The following is a 25,657-nucleotide window of genomic DNA, read 5'->3' as shown; positions in this document are numbered from 1 at the left end:
CACCCTTTATACGCCTTTGTCCTGATGACTCCCCAACCTTGGTAGCTCAATGGGGTGATGAGCGCACCGGGGTGGACAGGGCGTTGGCGCCTCGCCTTGCGGACGCCGCGGAAAGCACCTACGTACGTAACGCCGCGGACCGGCGAGAGGTACGGGCCACGCGCCGGCAGACTCCGGAATCTTCCGGTGTCAGGCCTCGTCGAGGGCGCTGGTCACCCGTCCCAACAGGCCCTGGAGCGTACGGAGTTCCTCGATGGTGAGGCCGGTCGCGGCCAGCATCCTGCGGGGGACCGGCAGGGCCGCTTCGCGCAGGTTGTCGCCGGCGGGGGTGAGGTGGATGGTGACCGACCGCTCGTCCTCGGTGCTCCGTTCGCGGCGTACCAGGCCGGCCGATTCCAGGCGTTTGAGGAGCGGGGAGAGGGTGCCGGAGTCGAGCCGGAGCTGTTCACCGATGGCCTTGACCGGCTGGGAGCCGTGCTCCCACAGGACCAGCATGACCAGGTACTGGGGGTAGGTCAGGCCCAGGTCCTTCAGGGCATCCCGGTAGACGCCGCCGAAGGCCCGTGAGGCGGCGTGCAGCGAGAAGCAGACCTGGTGGTCGAGGCGGAGCAGTTCGGCGTCGGGTACCGGAGGCCTGGTCGCGGAGGTCATGGGTCCAGGTTAGCTCGCCCCGAGCGATTAAGTTGCGCGCAATCTAGTTGCGAGCAATTTAAATGTGTGCCACTGTGAGGGCATCGAGCGGCCGGGGAACGGCCGCCGCGCCAATGAAGGGGAACTGTGATGGACGCGCTGTACACCGCTGTCGCCACCGCCAACGGCCGCGAAGGCCGGGCCGTCAGCTCCGACGGCCAGATCGACCTGGCCCTGGCCATGCCTCCGGCCCTCGGCGGCAACGGCGCCGGCACCAACCCGGAGCAGCTCTTCGCCGCGGGCTACGCGGCCTGCTTCGCCAGCGCGATGGGCAATGTCGGCCGCCAGATGAAGCTCGACACCAAGGACGTCTCGATCACCGCCGAGGTCTCCCTCGGCAAGGACGACACCGGCTTCGGCCTGGCCGTCGTCATGCGGGTGGAGCTGCCGGACACCCTCGCGGGCGAGACCGGGCGGCAGCTGGTCGAGGCGACCCACCAGTACTGCCCGTACTCCAAGGCCACCCGCGGAAACATCGATGTCGAGCTGGTCATCGAGTAGGCACGCGGGTGTCCGGCGGACCGGCCCCGGCGAGGTCGTCGGCCGGTCCGCCGGGCAGGTACAGCTCAGACCGCGCGCGGGGTGCCGCGGTGCGGCCGGCCGCCGATCAGCTCCGCGTAGTGCCGGCCGCTGTCCTTGAGCGTGCGGGCCTGGGTCGCGAAGTCGACATGGAACAGGCCGAAGCGCTTGTCGTAGCCGTAGGCCCACTCGAAGTTGTCCATCAGCGACCAGGCGAAGTAGCCGGCGAGCGGTGCGCCCTTGCGGGCCGCGCGGGCGCAGGCCGCCACATGCTGGTGCAGATACGCGGTGCGCTCGGGATCCTCGACGGTGCCCTCGGGGCGGACGACGTCCGGGTAGGCGGAGCCGTTCTCGGTGACATAGATCTTGGGCGCCGCGTACTCCTCGGTCAGCCGCAGCAGCAGCGTCTCCAGGCCGCCCGCGTCGATCTCCCAGTCCATGCCCGTGCGCGGTACATGCAGCCGGCGCACCGGGCGGGCGAACGGCGGCGGGCCGGCCGGCTCGGCGGCCACCACGGCCGGGAAGTAGTAGTTCAGCCCCAGCCAGTCCAGCGGCTCCGCCATGGTCTCCGGATCGCCGGCGCGCTCCGGCAGCTCGACGCCGTACACCTCACGCATGTCCGCCGGAAAGCCGCGGCCGTGGACCGGGTCGAGCCACCAGCGGTTGGTGTGCCCGTCCATCCGCCGCGCCGCCGCGGCATCGGCCTCGGACCCGGTCGCGGGCTCGACGGTGCTCAGATTGTTGACGATGCCGATCTCGGCGCCCGGGGCAGCGGCCCGGATCGCCCGTACGGCCAGGCCGTGCCCGAGCAGCAGATGGTAGGAGGCACGTACCGCCGCCGGGAGATCGGTGAGGCCGGGCGCCATCCTGCCTTCGAGATGGCCGATCCAGGCCGAGCACAGTGGCTCGTTGAGCGTGGCCCAGTGCGGGACACGGTCGCCGAGCTTCTCCGCGACCACCGAGGCGTATGCCGCGAAGTGCTCGGCGGTCTCCCGTATGGGCCAGCCGCCACGGTCCTGGAGCGCCTGCGGCAGATCCCAGTGGTAGAGCGTGGCGTACGGGGCGATGCCCGCTTCGAGGAGACCGTCGACGAGCCGGTCGTAGAAGGCCAGGCCCGCGGCGTTGACCCGGCCGTCGCCGTCCGGCACGACCCGCGGCCAGGCCACCGAGAACCGGTAGGCACCGACGCCCAGTTGACGCATCAGCGCGATGTCCTCGCGCCAGCGGTGGTAGTGGTCGCAGGCCCGGTCGCCGGTGTCACCGTTGTCGATCCTTCCGGGGGTGTGCGCGTAGGTGTCCCAGATGGAGGGGGCGCGGCCGTCCTCGGCGACCGCTCCCTCGATCTGATAGGCCGACGTGGCCACGCCCCAGGCGAAGCCGTCCGGCAGGGCGGCGAAGTCGATCCGGTCGGTCACGGAGGTCCTTTCGGCGTGGGTCATTTGACGGCCCCGGCGGTGAGCCCGGCGACCAGATAGCGCTGCAGCAGCAGGAACCCGACGACCACCGGGACGCTGACGACCAGGGACGCGGCCATGACCTGGTTCCAGTACACGTCGTTCTGGGTGGCGTAGCCCTGCAGGCCGACCGAGAGGGTGCGGGTGGTGTCGTTGGTCATCACCGAGGCGAACAGCACCTCGCCCCAGGCGGTCATGAAGGCGTACACGGCGACCGCGATGATCCCGGGGAGCGCGGCCGGCACCACGACCCGGAAGAGCGCACCGAGCGCGCCGCAGCCGTCCACGTACGCGGCCTCGTCCAGCTCGCGCGGCACCGAGGCGAAGTACCCGGTCAGCATCCAGATGGAGAACGGGAGGGAGAACGTCAGATAGGTCAGGATCAGGCCGCCGCGGGAGCCGTAGAGGGCGACTCCGGTGGAGTTGCCGATGTTGACGTAGATCAGGAAGAGCGGGAGCAGGAAGAGGATGCCCGGGAACATCTGCGTGGACAGGACGGTGACGGTGAAGACCCGCTTGCCGCGGAACTGGTAGCGGCTCACCGCGTACGCGGCGAAGACCGCGATGACCACCGAGCAGACGGTGGCCGCACCCGCCACGATCAGCGAGTTGCTGAAGTACCGGGCCAGCGGGACCGTGTGCCAGATGTCGAGGTACGGGCGGATCGTCAGCCGGCTCGGCAGCCAGCGGAAGGCGCCCGAGACATCCTCCAGCGGCTTGAGCGAGCTGCTGAGCATCACATACACCGGGAGCAGCACGAAGCCGGTCAGCGCGGTGAGGAAGATCCGGCGGGTCCACAGGAAGGAGCGGGGCGGGGCGGTGGGGGAGCGCCGGCGGCCGGCCGTACGGGCGGTGGCGCTAGGCATCGGCATGCTTCCTTCCGCGCGAGGTGGCCAGGAGATAGCCGGCCGTCACCACCAGCAGGAAGAGCAGCAGCAGGACGGACATGGCCGAGCCGGTACCGAAGTTCCAAGTGACGAACGAGGACTGGTAGATGTGGATGGAGAGCAGATCGGCGGCCTCCGGCGCGGCCCTGCCGAACAGCACATACGGCGTGTTGAAGTCGTTGAACGACCACAGGAACAGCACCAGCACCAGCACCTGGTTGATGGGCCGTAAGGAGGGCAGGGTGATCCGGCGGATCTGCCGGACGATGCCCGCCCCGTCGAGCGCCGCCGCCTCGTAGAGGTCCTTGGGGATGTTCTGCAGCCCGGCCATCACCACGAGGAACGCGAACGGCCAGGTCTTCCAGACGGAGACCACGACCAGCGCGAGGAAGCTGTTGTTGCCGAGCAGCCAGAAGGGCCGGCCGTCGGTGAGGTGCAGCTGGTCGTGCAGCACATGATTGACCAGGCCGTTGTCCCTTTGGAACATAAAGGCCCAGGTGATCACCGCGGCGTAGATCGGCAGCGCGTACGGCGTGAGGAAGACGGCGCGCAGCAGACCACGGCCACGGAAGTTCTCCTGCAGGAAGATCGCGGCCGCGGTGCCCAGGAGCCAGCACAGACCGACCGTCAGCGCACTGAACGCACAGGTGACGAAGAACGAGTGCAGCAGGGTGGCGCCGACCGGGGCGTCGAAATCCACGGTGACGCGGTAGTTGCCCAGCGCCTTCCAGGGGGCCGTGCCCCAATTGCCGATATGGAGCTGGGTCAGGTCCTTGAAGCTCATCACGATGCCGATGACCATCGGGACGAGGTGGACCAGCAGCTCCAGCAGCAGCGCGGGGAGCAGCAGCAGATAGGGCAGGCCGACGCGGCGCAGCCTGGCGGCGACCCTCATTTCGCCATCTGCTGCTCGGCCTTGGCCAGCCGCGCCTTGACCGAGGCGGTCGTCACCGGGTGGCCGGCGGCAGCGTCGGCGAACAGGTCCTTGATGGCGGTGCCGACGGACGTCTCGAACTGCGACTCCTCGACGACCTGCGGCAGCGGCGTGGCACTCGTGGTGAGAGTGTCGAGCAGCACCTTCGTGTCCTGGCGGTCGAACGCCGGGTCCTGTTGGGCGGCGGTGACGGGCGGTATGGAGCCGTAGGTCTTGTTGAGCAGCCGCTGTTCGCCGTCGCTCGTCATGAACTTCACGAACTTCTGCGCGCCGTGCAGATTGTGGGTGTTCTTGAAGACGGCGATATTGATGCCGGCGAGCATGGAGTTGGTCTGCTGGCCGGTGCCCGGGGTGCCGGCCGGGACGGGCACTGGGACGACGCCCCACTCGTCCGGCTTCATCCCGTCGGCAGTGAAGGTGGTGGCCGCGGCCTGCCACAGCACCATCGCGGTCCGGCCCGTGGCGAAGTCCCTCAGCGACTGGTTCTGACCGTACTCGGCGTTGCCCGGGGCGATGATCTTGTCCTTGGCCATGAAGTCGATGTACTGCTTGACCGCCGCGACCGCGCCGTCCGAGGTGAAGGTGGGCTTGCCGGAGCCGTCGAAGAAGTCGGCGCCGTGCTGCTTGCCGAGGGCGAAGGCCTGATGGATGTTGTTGGTCAGCTGACCGCCCTCGGCGCCCAGGCCCCACTTGCCGTCCTTCGAGATCCGCTTGCCGTCCGCCACCAACTCGTCCCAGGTGGACGGGGGTTTGGTGATCCCGGCGTCCTTGAACATCTGCTTGTTGTAGTACAGCGCATAGGCCAGCGAGTACAGCGGGATTGCGGCCGGGTCCTTGCCCGCCGTGCCCGTGGCGTGCAGTGCCGGTGCCAGGAAGCGGTCACGTCCGCCGATCGCGTCGAAGTTCGCCTTGTCCCAGGGGAGCAGCGCACCGGTGGCCTGCAGTGAAGCGGACCAGGTATTGCCGATGTTGAGGACGTCGGGGCCCTGGCCCGAGGTGGTGGCGGTGAGGATCCGGTTGAGCAGTTCGGGCCAGGGGATGACCTCCAGCTTGACCTTGATCCCGGTCTGCCGCTCGAACTTCTTCAGTTCGGGACCGAGGATCTTCTTGTCCGCCTCGACATTCGGTCCCTGGTTGGACGCCCAATACGTCAGCGTCTTGGGGGAGTCGTCGCTGCCCCCTCCGGGGCTCGTCCCGCCCCCGCATCCGGATGCCACGGCGGCGAGCGCGGTGACGGTGGCGGTGACGGTCGCGGCTCGGAGTATGCGCATGACGGATACGCCTCTCTCTGAGGAGTCCGGAGGTCGGCCATGTTCAGTTCCTGAACGGCCTCATGGCTTAACTTAGGATGTGAGTTAAGGCCCGAGAGAAGGGTGCGTCAAGGGATCGGACGCCGCCGGGTTGCGGGCGGGAAGGGAACCAGATGGCCGAGCGCCCCCAACGGACCGTGCGTGACCTGCGGAGAGCCAATCGCACCGCAGTTCTGGAACGGCTGTATTTCGACGGTCCCATGAGCCGGCAGGAGCTCGTGCCCGCAACTGGCCTCAGTTCAGGCTCCGTCAGCAACGTGGTCACCGAACTCACCGAGGACGGACTGCTGGAGGAGGCCGGTGTGGTCGAATCCGACGGCGGCCGGCCGCGCACCCTGCTCCGGGTGGCCCCGTCGAGCGGCTGCCTGATCGGTGTGGACGTCGGCGAGACCCGGGTCAGGGTCGAGCTCTTCGACCTCGCGATGACCGAACTGGCCCGCTCGGAACTCCCGTTGACCCACTACGGCTACGACGTGCATCTGATCGTCCGCCATATCTCCGACGGCATCGCCACCGTGCTGCGGGAGAGCGGTACGGCCCCCGGCCGGCTGCTCGGCATCGGCGTCGGCGTCCCCGGCATCCTCGAACGGGGCGGGGCCGGTGGTGCGATCGTGCACGGCCAGACCATCGGCTGGGACGCCGTACCCCTGGAGGAGCTGCTGCGGGGCGCCGTCGAACTCCCCGCCGGTGTGGGCTTCTTCCTCAGCAACGGCGCCAAGGCGCTCGGCCAGGCGGAGATGTGGTTCGGCGGCGGCCGCGGCACCAAGGACGCGGTCATCGTGCTCTTCGGCTCCGGCGTCGGTGCCTGCATCGTGACCGACGGCATCATCGACGGCGGCGCACGCGACAGTGCGGGCGAATGGGGGCATCTGACGGTCAGCGTCCGCGGCCGGCGCTGCCGCTGCGGTGCCCGCGGCTGTCTGGAGGCGTACGCCGGGTCGGAGGCGCTGCTGCAGCGCTGGCAGGAAGCGGGCGGTCAACTGCCCACGGACGCCGATGAGGAGACGGCGGTCACGGCCCTGATCGCCGCCGCCCACCCGCGGGACGGCAGTGCCGCCGCCGATCCGGTCGCGTGCTCCGTCCTGGACGAGACCGCGGAGTACCTCGGCGCCGGTATCTCCGACCTGATCAACCTCTTCAGCCCCGAACGTGTCCTCATCGGCGGCTGGGCCGGTCTCCAGCTGGGCCCGCACATCCTGCCCGCCGTCCGCGCCTACGCCACCGCCTATTCCCTCGCGCACCCCGCCGGCCGCGTCACCATCGGCCTCGGCACGCTCGGTCCCGACGCCGTCACGGTCGGCGCGGCGACGCTGCCGCTGGCGGACTTCTTCGCCCACGGGGGGCGGCGCGCCGCACCGGCCCGCACGCCGGAGGAGCGGGCCGCGGCGCCGCGAGAGCGCACGGTGCCGTTGGGGCGGGGTGGGTGAAGCGGCGCGGTGGTGCGGCGCCCGCGCGGGAGGCCTGAGCCCGTCGGCGGGAACGCGCCGCAGCCGGCCGCTCCCGCCGACGGGCGAGCCCTGCGCTGTCCCCTCAGGCGTCCTCGGCCGCGTACACCCGGCGCCCCCCGACGAACGTCTGCAGCACGCGGGTCGTGGCGATCTCCTCGTCGGCGCCGTCGAAGGGGTCACGGTCGAGGACGACCAGGTCGGCCAGCTTGCCCGGCTGGATGGTGCCGCTGTCGTCGAGGTGGTTGGCGTAGGCGCTGCCGGCCGTGTACGCGGCGAGCGCCGAGCCCAGGTCGATGCGCTGCTCGGGGAGGAAGACCGGCGCCGAGGGCGGGCCGTCCGGCGCACGGCGGTTGACCGCGACATGCAGGGCGGCGATCGGGTCGGGGGAGCTGACCGGCCAGTCGCTGCCCGCCGCGAGGGTGGCGCCCGAGCGCAGCAGATCTCCGAACGGGTACTGCCAGGCGGCCCGTTGGGGGCCCAGGAAGGGGATGGTCAGCTCGTCCATCTGCGGCTCGTGGGCCGCCCAGAGCGCCTGGATGTTCGCCGTCGCACCCAGCCGGCGAAAGCGCGGGATGTCGTCGGGGTGGACCACCTGGAGATGGGCGAGGTGCGGCCGGGTGTCGCGCCGGCCGTTCGCCCGCCGGGCCGCCTCGACCGCGTCCAGCGCCTCGCGTACGGCCCGGTCGCCCAGGGCGTGGAAGTGCACCTGGAAGCCTTCCGCGTCCAGCAGGGTGACATAGCTTCGCAGGTCCGCGGGGTCGATGAACGAGATGCCGCTGTTGTCGGAGGCACAGCCGCAGGCGCTGAGGTAGGGGCTGAGCATGGCGGCCGTGTGGTTCTCGGCGATGCCGTCCTGCATGATCTTGATGCTGGTCGCCCGCAGCCGCCCGCCCGTCAACTCCTCGCGCAGGGCGAGGAGTTCGGGGATCTGCTCGGCCCCGCGGGACCGGTCCCACCACAGCGCCCCGGTGACCCGTGCGGTGAGCGTCCCGTCGCGCCGGGCGGCCGCATACGCCGGGATGGACTCGACCGTTCCGGGGCCGCGGCCGAGCATCGCGTCCTGCCAGGCGGTCACCCCGTAGCCGTGGAGCAGACGCTGCGCCCTGAGCAGGCCTGCGGTCTGTTCGGCGAGCGTCGCTTCCGGGATCAGGTCGGACACCAGCTGCATGGCCCCCTCCTGCAGCATGCCGGTCGGGCGGCCGCCGGCGTCCCGCTCGATGCGCCCGTCGGCCGGATCCGGTGTACGGGAGGTGACCCCGGCCCGTTCCAGGGCGCAGGAGTTGGCCCAGCCACCGTGGTGATCACGGTTGACGAGGAACACCGGGCGGTCGGGCACGAGGGCGTCCAGGAACTCCCGGGTCGGCATGCCGCCGGGGAACGCCTCCAGGGACCAGCCGCCACCCGTGATCCACGCCGCCTCCGGATGCGCTGCCGCATACGCGCCGATCAGCTCGCGGTACGCCTCAGCGGTGACCGCCGCGCTCAGATCGCACAGCGCCAACTCCAGCCCGCCGCCGACCGGATGGACATGGGCGTCCTGGAAACCGGGGATGAGCAGCTTGCCGTGCAGATCGACGACCTCCGTGGCGGGCCCGATCAGCTCGCTGACCTCCGCGTCGTGCCCGACGGCGATGATGCGGTCACCGCGTACCGCCACCGCGCTCGCCCGGGTGCGCGCGGGGTCGACGGTGTGCACGGGGCCGGAGAGGAAGACGAGGTCGGCGGCGCCGTCACCGGTGGTGCCACGGGGGGCGGCGTCCGGGTTCGGCTCGGGGTCCACGGCGGTGCTGAGATCCATAGGGCAGTCGCTCCAGGTGTGTTGCGGGTGTGCTGGGTGTCCGGCGTCGGTGTCGTACGGGAAAGGGGAGGGCGGCTCGGGCGTACGGTCAGCCCTCCGACGGGCTGGGGAGGGCGGCGGCCTCCGCGTCCATCGGCAGGCTGATCGCATCGGCATCCGTCCCCCGGCCGGTACGGAAGTACGGGGCGCGGCGTACCCACTTGGCCCAGGCGGCGGTGGCCAGACCCAGCAGGATGAACAGCGCGGGCAGCAGCAGCATGAACCAGCCGTTGTCCGGGCTCGCCTCGAAGTGGTCGCTCATGGTCGCGTAGTCCCAGACGAGGTAGATGCCGAGCCCGAACAGCGCCAGCGCGCTCATCGCCGGGACGACCACGTCCCGCAGCGCGCGCACCGCTCCGCGGCGCAGGCTGTCGCGGAAGCGCACCGCGCAGGCGAGCGCGGTGAGTCCGTAGTAGAGGGCCACGGTCAGACCGATCGAGTTGACGGCGGTGAGGATCATGTCGTTGAGCTTGGGGATGCCGACCGCGAGCACGGCGAGCAGCGCGGCGAGCGCCATGATCACGAGGGTGCCCACGGCGGGGGAGCCGTAGCGCGGGTGCACCCGCTGCCACACCGGGCCCAGCGTGCGGTCGCGGGCCATCGCCAGCGTGCCGCGGGCGGTGGGGATGACGCTGGACTGGAGCGAGGCGAAGGCCGAGCACATCAGGGCGGCCAGGGGCAGGGAGGCCCAGGGTTCCGGCGCCAGCTCGCGGCCGAGGAAGGTGAGCGCCTGCGGCCCGTTGTGGATGAGTTCGCCCGTGCTCATCACCCGCTGGAAGGCGAGCGCTCCGACGAGGAACAGCCCGAGCATCGCCACCAGTGCGATCAGTCCGCCGCGGGCCGCGTCGGTGGCGCTGCGGGTCTCCTCGTTGACGCTGAACGCGGCGTCCCAGCCCCAGTAGAAGAACACCGCCAGCACCATCCCCTGGGCCAGTGCCTGGGGTGAGGAGATCTCGAAGGGGTTGAGCCAGGACAGCGAGAACGGCTGGTCACCCGTGAAGAGGGCGTAGCCGCAGAAGAGCAGCAGGACCGTGTACTCGAAGACCAGCAGCCACATCTGCAGCCGGGTCGCGGCCCGCACGCCCGTGATCGCGGTGACCGTGACGACGACCAGCGCGCCCAGACCGACGGCGGTGCTGATGCCCGTCGAGGCCGGGTCCAGCTGGAGTCCCCAAACGCTGCGCAGGCCCATCTTGTTGAGGAACTGGAGCACGACGGAGCCGGTCACCGCACCCGTGTACGCCATGAAGATCACGTTTCCGACCAGCACCACCCACCCGGTCAGGAATCCGGGCCAGGGGCCGATGGACCGGCCCACCCAGGTGTAGCCGCTGCCACAGTTCGGCTCGGTGCGGTTGAGCCGGGCGTACGACAGCGCGATGCCGAGGATGGGCACGAAGGCCAGCAGCAACAGGGCGGGCGTCTGCCGCCCGGTGTAGGCGGCCAGTGTGCCCATTCCGATGCCGATGCTGGTGGTCGCGGCGGTGCTCGACGCGGCGATCGCCACCCCGTCCTTCACCCCAAGCGAGCGACGCATTCTCGCCGGGCCGGGGTCCTGCTGCACTGCGGAAGGCATGGCACTCACTCCTTGGACGGCGGGCCGGACCGGTCTCGGCCGGGCCAGGGTGACGGGGAGGTGCGGGTGGGGCGGCGGGGCAGGGCGGCGCGGGCCGGGCCCGGGGTCGCGGGACGGCTGCGTCGTACGGAAGGGGAGTGGTGCGGGATGTGGCACCGCGGTGATCCGTGTATGTCCGCCGATGAAACAGCCCCTTCACCCTTGTGTCAACGGTGTTGACGTAACCTGGTGGTTAACTGATCCCGAGAGGGCCCGGGGGCCGGGGCGGAGCGAAGCGGAGGGGTTCGGCGTGACGGAGAGCGAGCGCGTCCCGGTGGAGCGCAAGCGGCGCCGGCCGACCAGCTCAGGCGTGGTCCTGTCGGCCGACCTCATCGTCGACGCCGCATGTGAACTGATCGACGCCCAGGGGGCGCAGGCCTTCACCGTGCGCAAACTCGGCGCGGCTCTCGGCGCCGATCCGTCGGCCGTCTACCGCTACTTCCGCAACACCGAGGATCTGCTGCTGGCGCTCGCCGACCGTCTCATCGGCGAGTCGATGACCGGCTTCGCGCCCACCGGCGACTGGGCCGCCGACCTGCGCGACTTCGGGCTGCGGGCCTACCGTTCCGCGCTGCGCCACCCGCAGATCGCCGTCTTCAGCACCGTCCGGGTCACGGGCCGGCCCCATGAGCAGCACGCGGTCGACACGGGCATCGGTCTGCTGCTCCAGGCCGGGTTCGACGAGGCCGCCGCCGTCCGCCACTACCACGCACTCGTCGACACCGCCCTCGGTCACGCGGCCCTGGACGCCGGCGTACTGCGGCTGGCTCCCGCCCAGCGCGCGGCGGACGAGCAGGCCTGGCAGGAGGAGTACGCCGGTCTGCCCGCGGAGGACTTCCCCAGCCTGCACCGCGTACGCGAACACCTTCCGCTCATGGCGGGCTCGGCCGTCGAGCCCGCGCTCGATCTGCTCATTGCGGCCCTGCGACGGGAGGCGGGCGAGCGGGAGGGGTGACGGGCGATCCGGGCATTTCGTGCAACCGGGTGCAAACATGAGGCATGCCCCTTCCACGGCGGATGCAGCTACGCGGACGGCGGGAACTGAGCCACGTCCTGGTGCTGCTCCCGATCGGGCTCATCGCGGCGGTCTGCGTGATCGATGTTCTCGCGCCGCCCGACATCCATCTGGGGCCGCTTCTCGTCGCGGCTCCCGCGATCACCGCGGCCTTCGCCGGGCCGCGCCTGACGGCGGCGATCGGTGCGCTGGCGGTAGCCGCGCAGGTATTCATCGGCATCGCGCGCCAGATGCTGTTCACCGCGAATCTGCAGGCCCAGATCGCCGCGCTGGTGGTGGTCTCCGGGCTGGTCGTGCTCTTCAGCGTCGTACGGGAGCGCAATGAGCGCCGGCTGACACAGAGCCGCTCGGTGGCCGCGGTCGCCCAGCAGGTGCTGCTCCGGCCGCTGCCCGCGCGCAGTGGCGCCCTGGAGATCGCCTCCCTCTACCTCCCGGCCGAGGAGGAGGCGGGGATGGGCGGTGATCTGTTCGCGGCGGCGCGCACCACCACCAGTACCCGGCTGATCATCGGCGATGTCCGGGGCAAAGGGCTGCCCGCCTACGGTCACACCGCCCTCATCCTCGGCGCCTTCCGGGCGGCCGCCCACCGCCAGGCCACCCTGCCCAGACTGGCCGTCCATCTCGACGGGGCCGTCCGCTGGGACAGCAGCCAGTGGTACGACATGCCGGGCGCCGAGACCGAGACGGAGGCGGCCCCGGACCCGGACCCCGCCCCCGACCTGGCCCCCGACCCCGGCAAGGACGCCGGCTCCCTTCCCGCCGCTCCGGCGCCCGGCCCCGCCCCCGTCGTCGACAACGACGAGACCTTCGCGACCGTCGCCCTGCTGGACATCCCCGACCAGTTGTCCGTGCTGCGCATCATCAACTGTGGTCACCCGCCTCCGCTGCTGCTGCGCGACGGACGGGCCATCCCCTTGTGGGGCGAGCGGACCGCGCTGCCGATCGGCCTCGGAGGCCTGGCAGGCGCCCCGGACTACGAGGTCGAGACCTTCCCCTTCGAGCCAGGAGATGTGCTGCTGCTCTACACGGACGGGGTGAGCGAGGCCCGTGACGACAAGGGCACCTTCTACCCCCTTGTCGAGCGCGCCGGCGCCTGGAACCACGGCAGCCCGCAGCAGGTGCTGCGCCGGCTGCGCGCGGACCTGCTCGCGCATACGAACGGCCGGCTCGGCGACGACGCCGCCGCGGTCGCGGTGCGGCGCCTGTCCGGCCGGCCACAGCCCACCGGGGGGCCGGCGGCCTGACTACCGGGCAGCGGACCTGACTACGGGGACGATCCGATATCTCAGGGATGAATTCCGTCACACTGAAGATTCCCGGCAATATCGGGCATAGCTCACGCCGCATTCTGCCCGTAAATTCCCATTTCTCCGCTTCTCTTGTGCTTCACCGCATCGCACTGAGTTATCGGCCCTTCCGTCTGCCGGCCCCCCGGTCCGCCGCCCTCCGTCTGACGCTTCCTCAATGCCGCGCCGCTTGATAGACACATCCGCATCATCCGCAAGTGGCACAGGACGCGCACCATGAACGACCGCAACACCTCTGACCACCAGATATTCGAGCTCGACCTCGTCACTCACGAAGCCCGGCGGCGGGCCGAGGTCGTCGCGGCGCTGGGTGACACCTGGGACCCCATCGCGGTGATGGAGGGCGAGGACGAGGCGTACCGGCTCCTCTACTCGGGCCTGGACGCGGAGCAGCAGGCCACCTACGACATGCTGGTCGCCGCCGACGTGCTGCCGGCCTCCGGGCAGGCCTGAGCATGCTGCCGCTCGACCCCACCGCCGATATCGGCCGCCGCGCCTGGGTCCCGTGCCCCGGCTGCCAGGACCACCAGGACTGCGCGACCTGCCTCGACGGCCGCACCTGCGGCGACCACTGGCGCTACCTCCTGTCGAACAAGGGCAGCGTGCTGCATCTGCAGTGCCCCAACTGCACCCACCTGTGGGCCTGGCAGTCGGGCTTCGGAGCGGGCGGCCGCACCGACGGCTGACGCCGCCCCGGGCAACCGCCCGCCGCCGGACCGCCGACGTGTACGGAACCGCCACCGGCCGCCCGCGGCCCGGCGCACCGCTCCTCACCGTCGCTCGCCCGCTACATCAGCCGCTTCCTGACCTCCCCGTACGCCGTCTCCAGCGCCTTGTCAGCCGGTACGGCACGGTCCGGCTGCACCCCGACGCCCTCCCAGTTGGTGCCCGTGACGGAATTGACGGTGCGGGCTGTCGGAACGGTGACCGTGATGTGTTCCGTCACCGGATGGCGGTCGGTGGGGTGCGCACCGCCTTCGGTCACCTCACCGATCACCTCGGCGCGCCCGTGCGCCTGCAGCGTGTACGCCACGTCCTCGCCGCCCGAGAAGGTGGTGGCGCTGGTGAGCACATACACCGGACGGTCGAGATAGCGCGGCGCGGGCAGATACGGGAGGGTCCAGTACTGCCGGGTGGAGCCGGTGGAGCGCTCGAAGAAGTCGTTGAGGTGCACCTCGTCGTCGGGGAAGAAATAGCTGCACCACATCGCGGCGCCCGCGGGCGAGCCGCCCCGGCACCCCCGCAGATCGAGAAGGAGAGCCCGGGTGTGCGTGACCAGCTCCATGGCCGCACCGATCGCGCGGGCACCCTGCCCGGCGTCGGGTATCCACCGCACGTCCAGATAGCCGATATTGCCGTCGAGCTGCTCGGAGCGGCGGATCCCCTGGTTCTCGGCCCGCATCAGCGCCAGGAAGGCTGCCCGGCCCTTGTCGTCGTCCGCGGGCTCGACGGACCGGGGCTCGTCCTGCCACAACAGCCTGAGGTGTTTGTCCGGGCAGGCCTCCTGCAGATGCGTGGTCACCGCCGCACAGAACGCGGCACCGCTCAGGGCGTCGTACTCACCGGCCGCCAGCCGAGCGCGGACCGCCCGGTCGGCCTCCGCGGCGCGCTCGGGGAAGACATAGCCCGCCACTATCCGGTCTAGGCCACTGTTGATGATCTCTGCGTTGCCGGGCATCACTGCTGATCCTCGCTTCGGGTCGGGACAGCGCCCTTAGGGCGCCGGTGCGGGTGTCTTCGCGCTGCGGTGCGGTGCGCCCGGCGGCCGCCGGCGGTAGCGTGCGGTTCATGGAGCCGCACGCACGATCGCTTTGGCTGTTGACCGAGCCGCTGCATGCGGTCTTCTACTTCGACGACGAGTGCCGTGGCCTGGGCAAGGACCTCGGCCTCAAGGGCTTCTGGATGGGGTATTTCGCCTCCCGCACGGCGCCCTTGGGAGCCGTGGAACCCGCGGCCGCCACGGCCGTACTCGGTGTGTTCGCCCCGGGGATGGTGGCCCGTGCGCTGCCCGCGGCCTGGAGCGTCGTCAGTCCGGCACATGTCCTCGACGAGCGCGGCAGCCGTGCGGCCCACGCACTGCGCGGGATCGACCCCGAGCTGGAGCGCACCGCGGCCGAAGTGCTGCCCCCGCTCCAGACGATCGTCGACAAGGCACCGGCCATCGCCCGCCCCCTGTTCGCCGCCAACCGTGTGCTCTGCGACCATGCCGACCCTGTCGAGCGCCTGTGGCAACTGGTCACCACCGTAAGGGAGTTCAGGGGCGACGCACATCTCACCGTGCTCGCCGACGAGGGTCTCGACGGTTGCGAGGCCCTGGTCCTGGCCGCCGCATCGGGCCGCGTCCCCAGGGACACCATGCGGCAGGACCGCGGCTGGAGCGAAGAGGACTGGGCCGCCGCGGCGGACCGGCTGCGCGCCCGTGGCCTCGTGGACGCACAGGGCGACGCGACCGAACACGGCCGGCAGGAACGGGAGCGCATCGAGGAGGCGACCGACCGGTTGGCCGGACGGCTTCTGGACCCGCTGCCCGAGGCGGAGACGGACCGGATGCTGCATGCGCTGGAACCCCTGGTCCGGCGCCTCCTGGCCGCGGATGTGCTGCCCTTCCCCAACCCGATCGGTCTGCCGCACCTCGATGAGCCCGCGCCGCGCGGCGCCAACCCCCGGTAGGACCGCATCGATGGAGTCCCCCCGGGGCCGCGGAGCCCGACACAGCACCTCGCCGCGTTGTCGCCTCACCCGAGTACGCCCCGTACGCGGCTGACGCTCCGCCGTGCGGCCCACCGCACCGGACGCCGCGGCCCGCTCCGGGCCGATCCGAAGGACGCGCTCTAACCCAGCCGTTTTCCGGCCTCCTTGAGCTTCTGCGCCAGATCCACCGTGTCGGAAGCGGGCGGCGCCTGGACCGTGACCGGCTTGTTGACGTCGAAGAACCGTATGGTCACGTCCAGCGGGCCCTGGGCCGCCTGCGCACGCTCACGGAACTTCACGGTGCGGTCGCCGGGACCGACCCACATGTCGAGGTTGAGCTTGCTCACCCCGAGCTGCCGGTACTGCTCGATCACCTTCTTGCGGCGCTCGGCATCCAGCGCGCTCTTGGCGGCCCGCTTGTTCAGCAGGTCCGCCACCTCGACCACGCCGGCATAGTGCGTCGTCCGCACCCCGTCGACGGTCTCCTCGCCGACCTTCTTGACGTCATCGGACTGGGGGAGCAAGGACGCCTGTGCCGCCGGATCCTGGTCGGCCTGCCGCTGCATCCCCCCGAGGCCGCCGGCCCCCTTGCCCTTCATGGCGAACTTGATCCAGTGCTTGCCGTCCATGGCGGCCGCCGCTTTCCCGCCCCCGCCGAGATACACCGTGTCCCCGACGAGCCGCACCGAGAACTCGCCCTCCTCCTTGCCTCCGGAGGCCTTCATCCGCATATCGATGGCGCGCGGGCGGATGCTGAACGACACCTTGCCGTCGACCGTCCCCTGGCCCGGGATCCGGCCGGAGAGCCAGTACGAGACGGAGTTGAGCTTGGCGCCCTTGTTGACGGCCTTCTGCACCGCGGCGACCGGCGTGGCGTTGATGCTCCCCGACGCGGCGGTGCGGCCGCCGGACGCCGTGCAGGCCGCCGTGCCGCACAGCACGGCTCCGGTGAGCAGCGTCCCTGCGACGCGGAACGAGGTACGGGAAAAATGAGTCATGGCCCCCCCAAGAACACATGGAACTATGAAAATGTCATCGATCAGGACAGTAGCCCACGGCACTGACAATCCGCGTTGCGTATTTACGCGGGCGCGTGACCAGGGAATATGACATCCAGACCACGCTGAGGGCGATCAAGGGCCGCGCACCGGAGTGATTTTCATCTGGTGGTTCGATGGGTGCTTTGGGGTGCTTTGCTGAACCAGATCGGGACACCTCTGCCCAAGAGCCGTTGAATGGGTATGGATCCTAGAGAGTTGTGGGACCGCAACGCCGTGCTGGCAGAAGCGTTTTGTCTGGGCGATGAGCGTGTGCGCGAGGCGCAGGCCAGACTTGACGAGGCGCAGGCCGACCGGTCACGCGTATTGGCGGCATTTGCGGTAACGGTGGGCAGTACCGGCGCGGTGGCCGGTCTGTTCGGTTTGAATGAGCGGGAAGTGCGGATCGCCCGGCGCACGGTGGGCAAGGACGACGCCCGCGCCGTCGCCGAGGAGCTGCTCGCGGCCACCACGTCCGCCGCGGCACCGCGGGAGGCGGAGGAGGCCTCGCCAGGTCCCGATCCCGCCGCCGAATATTCCCACCAGAACCTCTCTGCCGGAACGCGCCCCACCGGCCTGCCCCGCGAGGGTGCCGGCGGCACGGGGACAGCGGAACAGACCTGGTCCCCGGCGATGGACGCCGTACTCATCGGCAGTTGGCAGACCGGGGTGGACTTGCGCGAACTTGCCGCCGAATTCGGGCTCGACCTCACCCGCCTGGTCACCCGTGCCCAACAGCTCTCCGCCCAGGGGCGGTTCTATCCTGGCCCGGCGGAGAACCATGCGGGACGCCACCGGCGCGGCCCCGGCGATGTGCACGAGTCCGAATACACCATCCCCGCACAGCAGACGGCCGCCTGGAATGCCGCGCCCACCGGACACCCGATGGCGTCCGCCTGGCACACCGGCACGATGCCGACCGCGGAGTCCGTCCCGGACATGGCCGCCCTGGCCTCGGAATGGGACAACGCTCTCGCGCCGTGGGGGACCCTCGCGCCCTCCCACGAGGATTCCGCACCGGCTCACCAGCCCTGGGCCCAATACCACCTCAGTTCCTGACACGGCACGATTCACTTGCGATGCGTACGTACCGTGCCTCGCAGGCCGGCATCGGCCCTGCGGGGGACGACGCGTCCCCGCCCGGATTCCTGAGCGGGGACGAGGAGATGGGAGCAGCCCGAAGCCATGGCGACGGATGACGCGTGGGCCGGTGCGCTGGACGGGAAGGTCGCGCTGGTGGCCGGCGCCACGCGAGGCGCCGGGCGCGCGATCGCGGTGGAACTCGCGCGCGCCGGTGCCGTCGTGTACGCCACCGGACGCAGCAGCCGGACCGCGGGCCGCTCGGAGATCGACCGGCCGGAAACGATCGAGGAGACCGGGGAACTGATCACCGCGGCCGGGGGCACCGGCACGGCCCTGCGGGTGGATCACCTCGACAGCGAGCAGGTCCGCGACCTCGTCCAGCGCATCGACGGGGATCACGGGCGCCTCGACATCCTCGTCAACGACATCTTCGGCGGCGACGCATACGCCCAGTTCGGCACCACCCTCTGGGAGCACGATCTCCCCGGCGGCCTGCGAATGCTGCGCATGGGCATCGACACCCACGCGATCACCAGCCACCACGCGCTGCCGCTGCTCATCCGCCGCCCCGGCGGGCTGGTGATCGAGATGACCGACGGCACCGCGGAGTACAACGCCGCCTACCGTCACCACGAGGGCTTCTACTACGACCTGGTCAAGGCCGCCGTACAGCGGATGACCCTGGCCCAGAGCCATGAACTCGCCCCGCACCAGGGCGCCGCCGTCGCCGTGACACCGGGCTGGCTGCGCTCGGAGAAGATGCTCGAGGCCTTCGGGGTGACCGAGGACAACTGGCGGGAGGCGACCGTGAACGTGCCGCATTTCTGCATCGCGGAGTCCCCGAGCTATGTCGCGCGGGCGGTGGTCGCCCTGGCCGCCGACCCGGACGTCGCGCGCTGGACGGGCACGGTCGTCTCCAGCGGCCAACTCGCCCCCCTCTACGGGTTCACCGACACCGACGGCACCCGCCCGGACTGCTGGCGCTATGTCGTCGAGGTCCAGGACCGGGGCCTTCCCGCCGATGACACGGGCTATCGCTGATGGCTGCCCGCGTGGTCGCCGGCCGGTCGCCAGGTCCTCCGTGGCCCGGCCACAAGGATCCGCCTCGTAGGACTCCGTCCCGATGGCGCTGCCGCCACGACGGTGTTCACCTCGCCCCGCACCGGTGAATGTGCGCGGCCCTGTGCGCGGAGTTCAACTCCCGGCGAGAACGATCAAGTTGACGATGTAACCATTTGCGCGGCTCATGAGTCTGACTGGTGAAAGGACCGTCACGTTATCCCCACAACTGCATAAGGGGAATTCCCATGCGTAAGACCCTGGCCGTAGCCGCGGCCCTCGCGGCGTGCGCGCTCACGGCCGCGCCCGGACGGCCGGCGGAGCTCCTCGCGACGGGCTCCGGCTGGAAGCTCGCGACCCGGCTCGGCGTCACCAGCCTCAGCCCGTCCCGCCAGTACACGCTCACGTTTGCCACGGCCGCCATGAAGTCTCGCTACACGCCTTACCTGACGGCTGCCGTGTCCCAGGTCAAGGCGGCCGGGGTGAAGCTCGTCATCGGCGGCGTCGAGTCCGTCAACCCGGCGAAGTGCGGTCCCGTGGGGCACATTCAGTACACCGAGATGTACCGGCCGCTCGGCCGCGGCGGCTACAGCCAGGCCATGCCCTGTCCCCACCCGCCCAAGGGCGTCGGCACCGGCGGAATCGTCGCCATCGACACCGAGTACTGGGACGGCAGCTGGCCGATGCCGGAGTACAAGCTGCGCAACACGCTGGTGCATGAGCCGCTCCACGCGCTGGGCCTCGATCACCCCAATCTGGATCTCAACAAGGACGGGAAGGCCGGCGACGGCGAGTGCGTGGCCACCCGCTACGGCAACACGCCGGTCATGTGCTCGCCCAACGGCGGCTACCGGACCTCTACGAGCATGGGCCGTCTCACGGGCTTCGACACCGCCGGCCTGAAGGCCCTGCTGGCCAACGCCCGGGCGCAGGGCATCAAGTAGCCCGCGCCGCCCGTGCCGCCCGCGCCGCCACCGGGTGAAGGTGCGTCGCCGGGCTGTGGCGGTGGGGTCTGCTGGTTCACAGATGTGCCCTTCACAGCTGTGCCCTTCGCGGAGGGATCTGGCAGCGGGAGGGGCGAGCGGTGGCCGGCGGTGCGGCCTGCTGTTCGCCCCGGGTGAACGCGCTTCAGGCGTCCAGTCGGCGCTTGGCGAGCCAGGTGACGATCTCGGGGTCGTGGTGGTCGAAGAACAGTGAGCTGCCGGTGTCGAGGGAGGCGAAGGTCGTCGCGGCAGGTCAGCGGCGTGCAATTTCATCTGTGACCCGGCGAACCTCGGGGAAACGCAGTGGAGTTGAGACGGCCCACCGATGAAGAAGTCTGAGGCAGCGCAGCAGGCACAGGTCACAGAGCCGCCATAGGAGGCCGAGCGCGAGACCCTACATCCCATTGAAGGTTCTCAGGCTCCGTGTCATTTCCTCCGCTGCCGTGTCATGACGATGGCAGTCCTCACGCTCTAGTGCCGCATCAGGCAACGTCGCCCTGTTGCCGGCCGGCGGTGTGGCGGTGTCAGCCCGTGCTGAGTGGTGCGGTTCACTCGTCGTCGAGCTGGTGGTCGGCCCAGACGTAGCTTTCAGGCAGCAAGTCGGTGATAAGGACCGTTCGGATGCGGTCGTCTTCGCCGACGATGACCTTGAGGGCGGGGAAGTAGTCGAGGAGGACCTGACGGCAACGGCCGCACGGGGGAACAACTCCGCGGTCGCGGTCTCCCACGGCGACGATGGTGTCCAGTTCGTAGGCGCCCTGGGCGGCTGCCGCGCCGATGAGGACCAGCTCGGCGCAGGGGCCTCCCGTGAAGTGGTAGGCGTTCACCGCGGTGACGATCCGGCCGTCCTGGGCGCGGGCCGCGGCTGCCATGGTGTGGTTGTCGCCCCGGCAGCGAGTGCGGGCGACGTGAGCGGCGGCCTGGATGAGTTCGTGGTCGACGTGGGGGGTCTGCGTAGTCATCAGGCGACGTTGACCCGCGTGACGAGGGTGCGCAAGCCAATTTCGGCGGTGTGCTTGTTCCGCCAGTTGATGTGGCGGCGGATCATGCTGCCCTGCTCCTTACGGCCGGCGTGGTCAGTACCGTCCAGCACGAAGTAGCGCAGGGCGGTGAACGGGCCTCGATGCGGTTGTGGCAGGAACTGCTGGTCGGGGTGTACGCGAACTCGACGCCCATCTTTCGGCGATGGCGCGGGCGATGGTGCCGGCGCGCTTGCGTTCCGCGGAGGCGACCCCCTCCTTGTAGGTGGCGTCCACGCCCAATCGAGGAGTGCCCAGAGACTGGGCGGCATCTCAGTCGGCGGTGTCCGCTATCTCCCGGCTGCGGCCTGCCCACTGGATCACGTACGGCATGGCGAGACCGGCTGCGACGAACACACCGCCCATCACGAGCCAGCCGGGCGCACCCCAGGTCACGCAGAGCAGGCCCAGCAGGCTCGGTGCGACCACGTAGCACAGGCCCATGCCCATGCCGAACACCCCGGAGTACTGGCCCTGGGCGTGTGCGGGAGCCAGCCGGAACCGCAGCTCCAGCGATCCGGCCGCATGCCACAGTGAGCCCACCGTATGAATGGCGACGCCGACCATCATGATCGTCACGGCGACCCAGCCGGGTAGTCCGGAGGCGGTTGCGATGACCGCCATGCCGATCAGGAACGCCAGCCCGGCGCGGCGGGTGGCCCGGCCGGCGACCGTGCCGCCCTTGATCCCGCGACTGGTCCGGATCTGCAGGAACACCACCATCACGGTGTTGACGGCGATTGCCAGACCGACGAACCACCGTGGTGCGTCCGTGTGCAGGACCACCCACAGCGGCAGGGCGAACGACAGCACCTCGCTTTGGATCCACATGATGCCGTCGAGCACGACGAACGCCACGTACGGCTTGTCCTTGAGCGCGATCCACTGGCCTTCCTCACGCGGGGACGGCAGGGGTTCGAGCTTCGGCAGCTTGACCAGGACGGCGGCACTGCCGATGAACGTCAGCGCGTTGGCCAAGATGAGGGCGCGGTAGGCGAAGTCACTGTCGATCTGCACCACCGCACCGGCCGCCAGCGCGCCGAACGTGCTGGCGAGCATGGCCACCGATCGCAGGTAGGAGCGGAACTTCGGCACCTCGTCACCGCCGAAGCGGCGGATCATCGGGCCACGAGCCGCACCGCCGGACGAACCGGCGAGGTCTGTCACGGCCACGGCCAGCGTGAACGCCAGGAACGAGTGGGCGAACAGCAACGACGTCATGGACAGGGTCTGGATCAGCAGAGTGATCAGAAAGATGTCCCGCGGGCCGCGGCGGTCGGCGAGGTGTCCCACCGGGATCCCGGCGATCAGACCGACCACCCCCGCGACACTGAGGCCGAGGCCGACCTGCCCGATGGACAGCTGGATCGCCCGAAGGGCGTACAGCGGCACGGTTGCCAGGAAGGCTGCGGTGCCGAGCTGGTTGACGAAGCCGGCGAGGGCCAGCTTCCGTTGGGGGCCGGACTCCAGCAGCAGTCCTCGCCGTACCAGCCAGGATGGGTTCGCGTCGCCGATTTCCCCAGGGGTGCTGTGGGTTGACGTGGTCGGGGCTTGACTCACCCTGTGCTCCAAAGTCTGTAATGTCTGTCGATCGTGCGTTCCGGGATCAGGGGTGTGCATGTGAAGCCGGTGTGCCGCATGGCTTGCTTCGCCGCGAGGATCACGAGGCGGCGAACTGCTCGTTGAAAGACTGTGCGATCACGGACGCGCCTTCCCAACACCCCCCGTACTGTGGAGGTTTTGGACGCGGCAGGCGTGGAGTATGCCCAGGTGAGAGCCATGATGAGAAGGCACCTGGGGTTGGGTGAATGTCACAGCGAAATCGGGAATCCGAGCACGGTAGGTCCGGTTATGGATAGTGGTGCTCGCCTCTCATGGACTCCTGTCACGAGCGGAGTCAGATGAGGAGAGCGGCGGCGGTGACGGTGCCGAGGGAGACGTACCCTCGCTTGTCGAATCGGGTGGCGACGGCACTGAACTGCTTGAGCTTGCCGATGGCCCGCTCCACCGTGTTGCGACCTTGGTACCGGTCCTTGTCGAAGGGCAGAGGCCGGTCCACCCCACCCCGTCAACCCCCGTGCAGGCGGGCGGTCTTGGGGTCCTTCTGCTCCGGGATGCCGTGCCGGATGCCGCGCTCACGAAGGTAGGTGCGGATCTTGCGGTTGCTGGACGCCTTATCGGCGCTCACGCTGTCCGGTCGCGGTCTGCTCGCGGACCGCACCTCCGCCCAGGGTTATTCATACGGACGGAGCCAGTTGGGGTGGACGCGATCTCGCCAGCCCCCTCACTGCACAAGCAACGGCAGGCTGGCCAGGTACAGCGCTCAGTGTGGCCAACTAACGGGTTCTGGCCGCGGTTGCGTGACTGCTAGGGCGGATACACGACCAGGCTCACCTTATGGAGTTGAAGCTCTACGGAAGTACGGTCACAGCCGTGTCCAGCGAGCCCCATCCACCGGGTACAGGTGTGGGCGGAGTAGACGCCACGCATGGTGGCCTCAGCGCCTTGCCGACTGCGTCCTTGACCACGCACTCCTGGGCGCGGTCCCCCCTCTCGGCTCTCGCCTCGACAGGACCCGCTCGCGGCCGGGCACACCACGGGGGCGTTCATCTCGTAGGTGTACTCACCGGAGGGCTTCGGGCAAGGCGGCCGTGGCTCTCGATCATGACATGAGGAGTATCCGGCTATCAGTGCAGCGGCTCTCAGTTGCCGCGGCGTACCCGGGCCGCCTTGCGGGCCTCGGCGAGCTTGCGGGCCTCGCCGGCCTTGCGGGACTTGCCGCCGGTGCCGCGGGAGGTGTCCTTGCTGGTGCCCAGGCCGCGGAAGGGGGCGTTGGTGTTCTTGGCCCGGGGTGCGGCGGGCCCACCGCCGAGCGGGGTGCCGGAGGGGGCCTTGGCTCCGGTGATCCGGCTCAGCTCCGCCTCCCCCGAGCGCACCTTGGTGGTCGTCGGCTCGATGCCGGCCTCGGCCATCAGGCGGCTCATCTCGCGGCGCTGGCCCGAGAGGACCAGCGTGACGACGCGGCCGGACTCACCGGCCCGGGCGGTGCGGCCCGCGCGGTGCACATAGTCCTTGGGGTCGGTGGGCGGGTCGACGCTGACCACGAGATCGAGGTCGTCGATGTGCAGGCCACGGGCCGCGACATTGGTCGCCACCAGGACGCTGATCTGGCCGTTCTTGAACTGCGCGAGGGTCCGGGTGCGCTGCGGCTGGGACTTGCCGCTGTGCAGGGCCGCGGCGTGCACCCCGCTGGCCCGCAGGTGCCGGGTGAGCTGGTCGACCGCGTGCTTGGTATCCAGGAACAGCAGTACGCGGCCGTCGCGGGCGGCGATCTCCGTGGCGACGGCGTACCGGTCGGGGCCGTGGACGACCAGCACATGGTGGTCCATGGTCGTGACCGCGCCCGCGGACGGGTCGACCGAGTGGACGACGGGGTCATGGAGGTAGCGCCGGACCAGGTGGTCGACGTCGCGGTCCAGGGTGGCGGAGAAGAGCATCCGCTGGCCGTCGTGGTGCACCTGGTCGAGCACCTCGGTGACTTGTGGCAAGAAGCCCATGTCGCACATCTGGTCAGCCTCGTCGAGGACGGTGATCCGTACCCGTCCAAGGCGGCAGGCCTTGCGCTCGATGAGGTCGTGCAGGCGGCCAGGGGTGGCGACGACGACCTCGGCGCCGTCGCGCAGCACAGCGGCCTGCCGGCCGATCGACATGCCGCCGACGACCGTGGCCATCCGCAGCCGGAGCGCGTCGGCATACGGCGCGAGTGCCTCGGTGACCTGCTGGGCCAGTTCCCGGGTAGGCACCAGGATCAGGGCGAGGGGCTGCTTCGGCTCCGCGCGCCGTCCGGCCGTCCGTGCGAGCAGTGGCAGGCCGAAGGCGAGCGTCTTGCCCGATCCGGTGCGCCCGCGCCCCAGGACGTCGCGTCCCGCGAGGCCGTGGGGCAGTGTGGCCGCCTGGATCGGGAAGGGCTGGCGCACGTCGAGCTCGGTGAGCGTTCGCAGCACCTCGGCCGGCAGTTCCAGCTCGGCGAAGGAGGCGACCGGGGACACCGTCGGGGTCAGGGCCACCGGCCGGGCGAGGTCGCCGTGCGAGGTGCCGAGGCGGTCCGAGTGGTTCATGAAGAGCCTTCCGCGTGGGGAACATACCGAGGAAGGCCCGGCAGGAATGAGCAGCCGACGAACAATGGGAACCGGACGGACGGAACGGACGGAATTGCCGACCGTCATGGCCGTCCAAACGTTTGAGGCTAACACAAAGTGACAGTGCGCCCCGGTGCTGTGGTGCTGATCGCTCCGCCTGCGTCGGTGACGCGACACATGCTGAGAGCCATTCCGACGTGTCGAGTGGAGCTCTCTATCAATGCGTGATCATCACTGCAGAGCGGCCAGAACCAACTGAAGCGCTCAGTCACGCCACCCGTACCGTGCGATCGGAGGGGGTTGGAGAACCTTCGCCAGCGGGCGCCGCACTCCCCTGCTGACGCTGACCCCGGGCCCCCGTCCCACCTCCCAAGTGGGTGGCCCTGGGGCAGCATTGACGTACCGGGGAGTGGGAGATGAATGGGAGATGATCACGGCAGACGTCTGCATCTGGTGACGAGATTCTGCGAGAACCTACCAGGAGCGAGCTGTCGGGAAGGCGGTGGAAACCCGCCTCCAATCACCCCCCTAGCCCCAATACCGGTGATTTAGGTTGTTTTCCGGCTGGCAGGTCTGGTCTTGGTCGGGCCGACCAGCGTCGCGCGGGGAGTGTCCGGCCGAGCCGGGTTG

Annotated in this window: 22 protein-coding genes and 2 pseudogenes; 10 read left to right on the top strand and 14 right to left on the bottom strand. The window is 70.0% G+C overall.

The annotated features are described in order from the left end of the window. Positions 1-189 precede the first annotated feature (189 nt). Positions 190-651 (bottom strand): MarR family winged helix-turn-helix transcriptional regulator, encoded by a 462-nt coding sequence (locus tag ACGFWI_RS11565; RefSeq protein ID WP_393905753.1) that lies wholly within the window; start codon positions 649-651, stop codon positions 190-192. Between the two features lie 129 nt (positions 652-780). Here ACGFWI_RS11565 and ACGFWI_RS11560 point away from each other — a divergent pair, with 129 nt between their 5' ends. Further along, entirely contained in the window at positions 781-1,191 is a 411-nt protein-coding gene (locus tag ACGFWI_RS11560; protein ID WP_393905752.1) for an organic hydroperoxide resistance protein, read from the top strand. A gap of 65 nt (positions 1,192-1,256) precedes the next feature. On the opposite strand, the gene ACGFWI_RS11555 is transcribed toward ACGFWI_RS11560, so the two are convergent. Genes ACGFWI_RS11555 through ACGFWI_RS11540 form a run of 4 tightly spaced genes read right to left on the bottom strand, consistent with a single transcriptional unit; the run spans position 1,257 to position 5,755 of the window. Continuing rightward, entirely contained in the window at positions 1,257-2,648 is a 1,392-nt protein-coding gene (locus ACGFWI_RS11555) for a GH1 family beta-glucosidase (RefSeq protein WP_393905751.1), read from the bottom strand. Beyond that, positions 2,645-3,535, bottom strand: coding sequence for a carbohydrate ABC transporter permease (locus ACGFWI_RS11550; protein ID WP_393905750.1), 891 nt, complete (start codon positions 3,533-3,535; stop codon positions 2,645-2,647). The genes ACGFWI_RS11555 and ACGFWI_RS11550 overlap by 4 nt, the downstream gene beginning before the upstream one ends. After that, positions 3,522-4,445, bottom strand: coding sequence for a carbohydrate ABC transporter permease (locus ACGFWI_RS11545; protein WP_393905749.1), 924 nt, complete (start codon positions 4,443-4,445; stop codon positions 3,522-3,524). The genes ACGFWI_RS11550 and ACGFWI_RS11545 overlap by 14 nt, the downstream gene beginning before the upstream one ends. After that, positions 4,442-5,755: an ABC transporter substrate-binding protein gene (locus tag ACGFWI_RS11540; protein WP_393905748.1), complete on the bottom strand. Its 1,314-nt coding sequence runs from the start codon at positions 5,753-5,755 to the stop codon at positions 4,442-4,444. Before ACGFWI_RS11540 ends, ACGFWI_RS11545 begins: the two co-directional genes overlap by 4 nt. Positions 5,756-5,907: 152 nt before the next feature. On the opposite strand from ACGFWI_RS11540, the gene ACGFWI_RS11535 reads away from it, so the two are divergent. Next, the gene (locus ACGFWI_RS11535) at positions 5,908-7,221 is read left to right on the top strand and encodes an ROK family protein (protein WP_393905747.1); all 1,314 of its coding nucleotides are present in this window, start codon (positions 5,908-5,910) and stop codon (positions 7,219-7,221) included. Between the two features lie 103 nt (positions 7,222-7,324). Here ACGFWI_RS11535 and ACGFWI_RS11530 read toward each other — a convergent pair whose 3' ends face one another. Both ACGFWI_RS11530 and ACGFWI_RS11525 read right to left on the bottom strand, forming a co-directional pair. After that, a complete protein-coding gene (locus tag ACGFWI_RS11530) occupies positions 7,325-9,040 on the bottom strand; it encodes an amidohydrolase (protein WP_393905746.1) in 1,716 nt (571 codons plus the stop codon). A gap of 88 nt (positions 9,041-9,128) precedes the next feature. Beyond that, the gene (locus tag ACGFWI_RS11525) at positions 9,129-10,655 is read right to left on the bottom strand and encodes an APC family permease (protein ID WP_393905745.1); all 1,527 of its coding nucleotides are present in this window, start codon (positions 10,653-10,655) and stop codon (positions 9,129-9,131) included. Between the two features lie 289 nt (positions 10,656-10,944). Between ACGFWI_RS11525 and ACGFWI_RS11520 the strand changes: the two genes are divergently transcribed. From ACGFWI_RS11520 to ACGFWI_RS11505, 4 genes are all read left to right on the top strand, one after another. Next, positions 10,945-11,649, top strand: a complete 705-nt coding sequence (locus tag ACGFWI_RS11520; protein ID WP_393905744.1) for a helix-turn-helix domain-containing protein — start codon at positions 10,945-10,947, stop codon at positions 11,647-11,649. Positions 11,650-11,693: 44 nt separating this feature from the next. Beyond that, complete coding sequence (locus tag ACGFWI_RS11515; protein ID WP_393905743.1) at positions 11,694-12,953, top strand: PP2C family protein-serine/threonine phosphatase; 1,260 nt, start codon at positions 11,694-11,696, stop codon at positions 12,951-12,953. Positions 12,954-13,232: 279 nt separating this feature from the next. Then, a complete protein-coding gene (locus tag ACGFWI_RS11510; RefSeq protein WP_393905742.1) occupies positions 13,233-13,469 on the top strand; it encodes a DUF6400 family protein in 237 nt (78 codons plus the stop codon). 2 nt (positions 13,470-13,471) lie between these two features. After that, the gene (locus ACGFWI_RS11505) at positions 13,472-13,702 is read left to right on the top strand and encodes a hypothetical protein (protein ID WP_393905741.1); all 231 of its coding nucleotides are present in this window, start codon (positions 13,472-13,474) and stop codon (positions 13,700-13,702) included. A 101-nt stretch (positions 13,703-13,803) separates the two neighbouring features. Here the strand turns inward: ACGFWI_RS11505 and ACGFWI_RS11500 are convergent, their stop codons facing one another. Beyond that, entirely contained in the window at positions 13,804-14,694 is an 891-nt protein-coding gene (locus ACGFWI_RS11500; RefSeq protein ID WP_393905740.1) for a S41 family peptidase, read from the bottom strand. A gap of 110 nt (positions 14,695-14,804) precedes the next feature. Between ACGFWI_RS11500 and ACGFWI_RS11495 the strand changes: the two genes are divergently transcribed. Next, complete coding sequence (locus tag ACGFWI_RS11495; protein ID WP_393905739.1) at positions 14,805-15,686, top strand: hypothetical protein; 882 nt, start codon at positions 14,805-14,807, stop codon at positions 15,684-15,686. Between the two features lie 161 nt (positions 15,687-15,847). Here the strand turns inward: ACGFWI_RS11495 and ACGFWI_RS11490 are convergent, their stop codons facing one another. Beyond that, positions 15,848-16,705, bottom strand: a complete 858-nt coding sequence (locus ACGFWI_RS11490; protein WP_393905738.1) for a hypothetical protein — start codon at positions 16,703-16,705, stop codon at positions 15,848-15,850. Positions 16,706-16,942: 237 nt separating this feature from the next. Between ACGFWI_RS11490 and ACGFWI_RS11485 the strand changes: the two genes are divergently transcribed. The 3 genes from ACGFWI_RS11485 (at position 16,943) to ACGFWI_RS11475 (ending at position 19,830) form a co-directional block, all read left to right on the top strand. Then, positions 16,943-17,803 carry a hypothetical protein gene (locus tag ACGFWI_RS11485; protein ID WP_393905737.1) on the top strand — a complete coding sequence of 287 codons (861 nt, stop codon included), beginning with the start codon at positions 16,943-16,945 and terminating at the stop codon, positions 17,801-17,803. Positions 17,804-17,929: 126 nt separating this feature from the next. Next, entirely contained in the window at positions 17,930-18,868 is a 939-nt protein-coding gene (locus tag ACGFWI_RS11480) for an SDR family oxidoreductase (RefSeq protein ID WP_393905736.1), read from the top strand. Positions 18,869-19,134: 266 nt separating this feature from the next. Then, positions 19,135-19,830: a hypothetical protein gene (locus ACGFWI_RS11475; protein ID WP_393905735.1), complete on the top strand. Its 696-nt coding sequence runs from the start codon at positions 19,135-19,137 to the stop codon at positions 19,828-19,830. Between the two features lie 587 nt (positions 19,831-20,417). On the opposite strand, the gene ACGFWI_RS11470 is transcribed toward ACGFWI_RS11475, so the two are convergent. From ACGFWI_RS11470 to ACGFWI_RS11450, 5 genes and pseudogenes are all read right to left on the bottom strand, one after another. Then, positions 20,418-20,831, bottom strand: coding sequence for a cytidine deaminase family protein (locus ACGFWI_RS11470; RefSeq protein ID WP_393905734.1), 414 nt, complete (start codon positions 20,829-20,831; stop codon positions 20,418-20,420). Then, positions 20,831-21,039: pseudogene (locus ACGFWI_RS11465) on the bottom strand (transposase); the annotation flags it as partial. The pseudogene ACGFWI_RS11465 and the gene ACGFWI_RS11470, both read right to left, overlap by 1 nt. Before the next feature lie 122 nt (positions 21,040-21,161). Beyond that, positions 21,162-22,448, bottom strand: coding sequence for an MFS transporter (locus tag ACGFWI_RS11460; protein ID WP_393905733.1), 1,287 nt, complete (start codon positions 22,446-22,448; stop codon positions 21,162-21,164). A gap of 337 nt (positions 22,449-22,785) precedes the next feature. Then, positions 22,786-23,094, bottom strand: a pseudogene (locus ACGFWI_RS11455) (IS5/IS1182 family transposase); the annotation flags it as partial. A gap of 496 nt (positions 23,095-23,590) precedes the next feature. After that, the gene (locus ACGFWI_RS11450; RefSeq protein ID WP_393905732.1) at positions 23,591-25,006 is read right to left on the bottom strand and encodes a DEAD/DEAH box helicase; all 1,416 of its coding nucleotides are present in this window, start codon (positions 25,004-25,006) and stop codon (positions 23,591-23,593) included. Positions 25,007-25,657: the final 651 nt, after the last annotated feature.

Source organism: Streptomyces sp. NPDC048434 (assembly GCF_043200375.1).
Taxonomy (GTDB): domain Bacteria; phylum Actinomycetota; class Actinomycetes; order Streptomycetales; family Streptomycetaceae; genus Streptomyces.
Note: the sequence above shows the minus strand (reverse complement) of the source record. Positions and strands in the feature narration are given on the sequence as shown.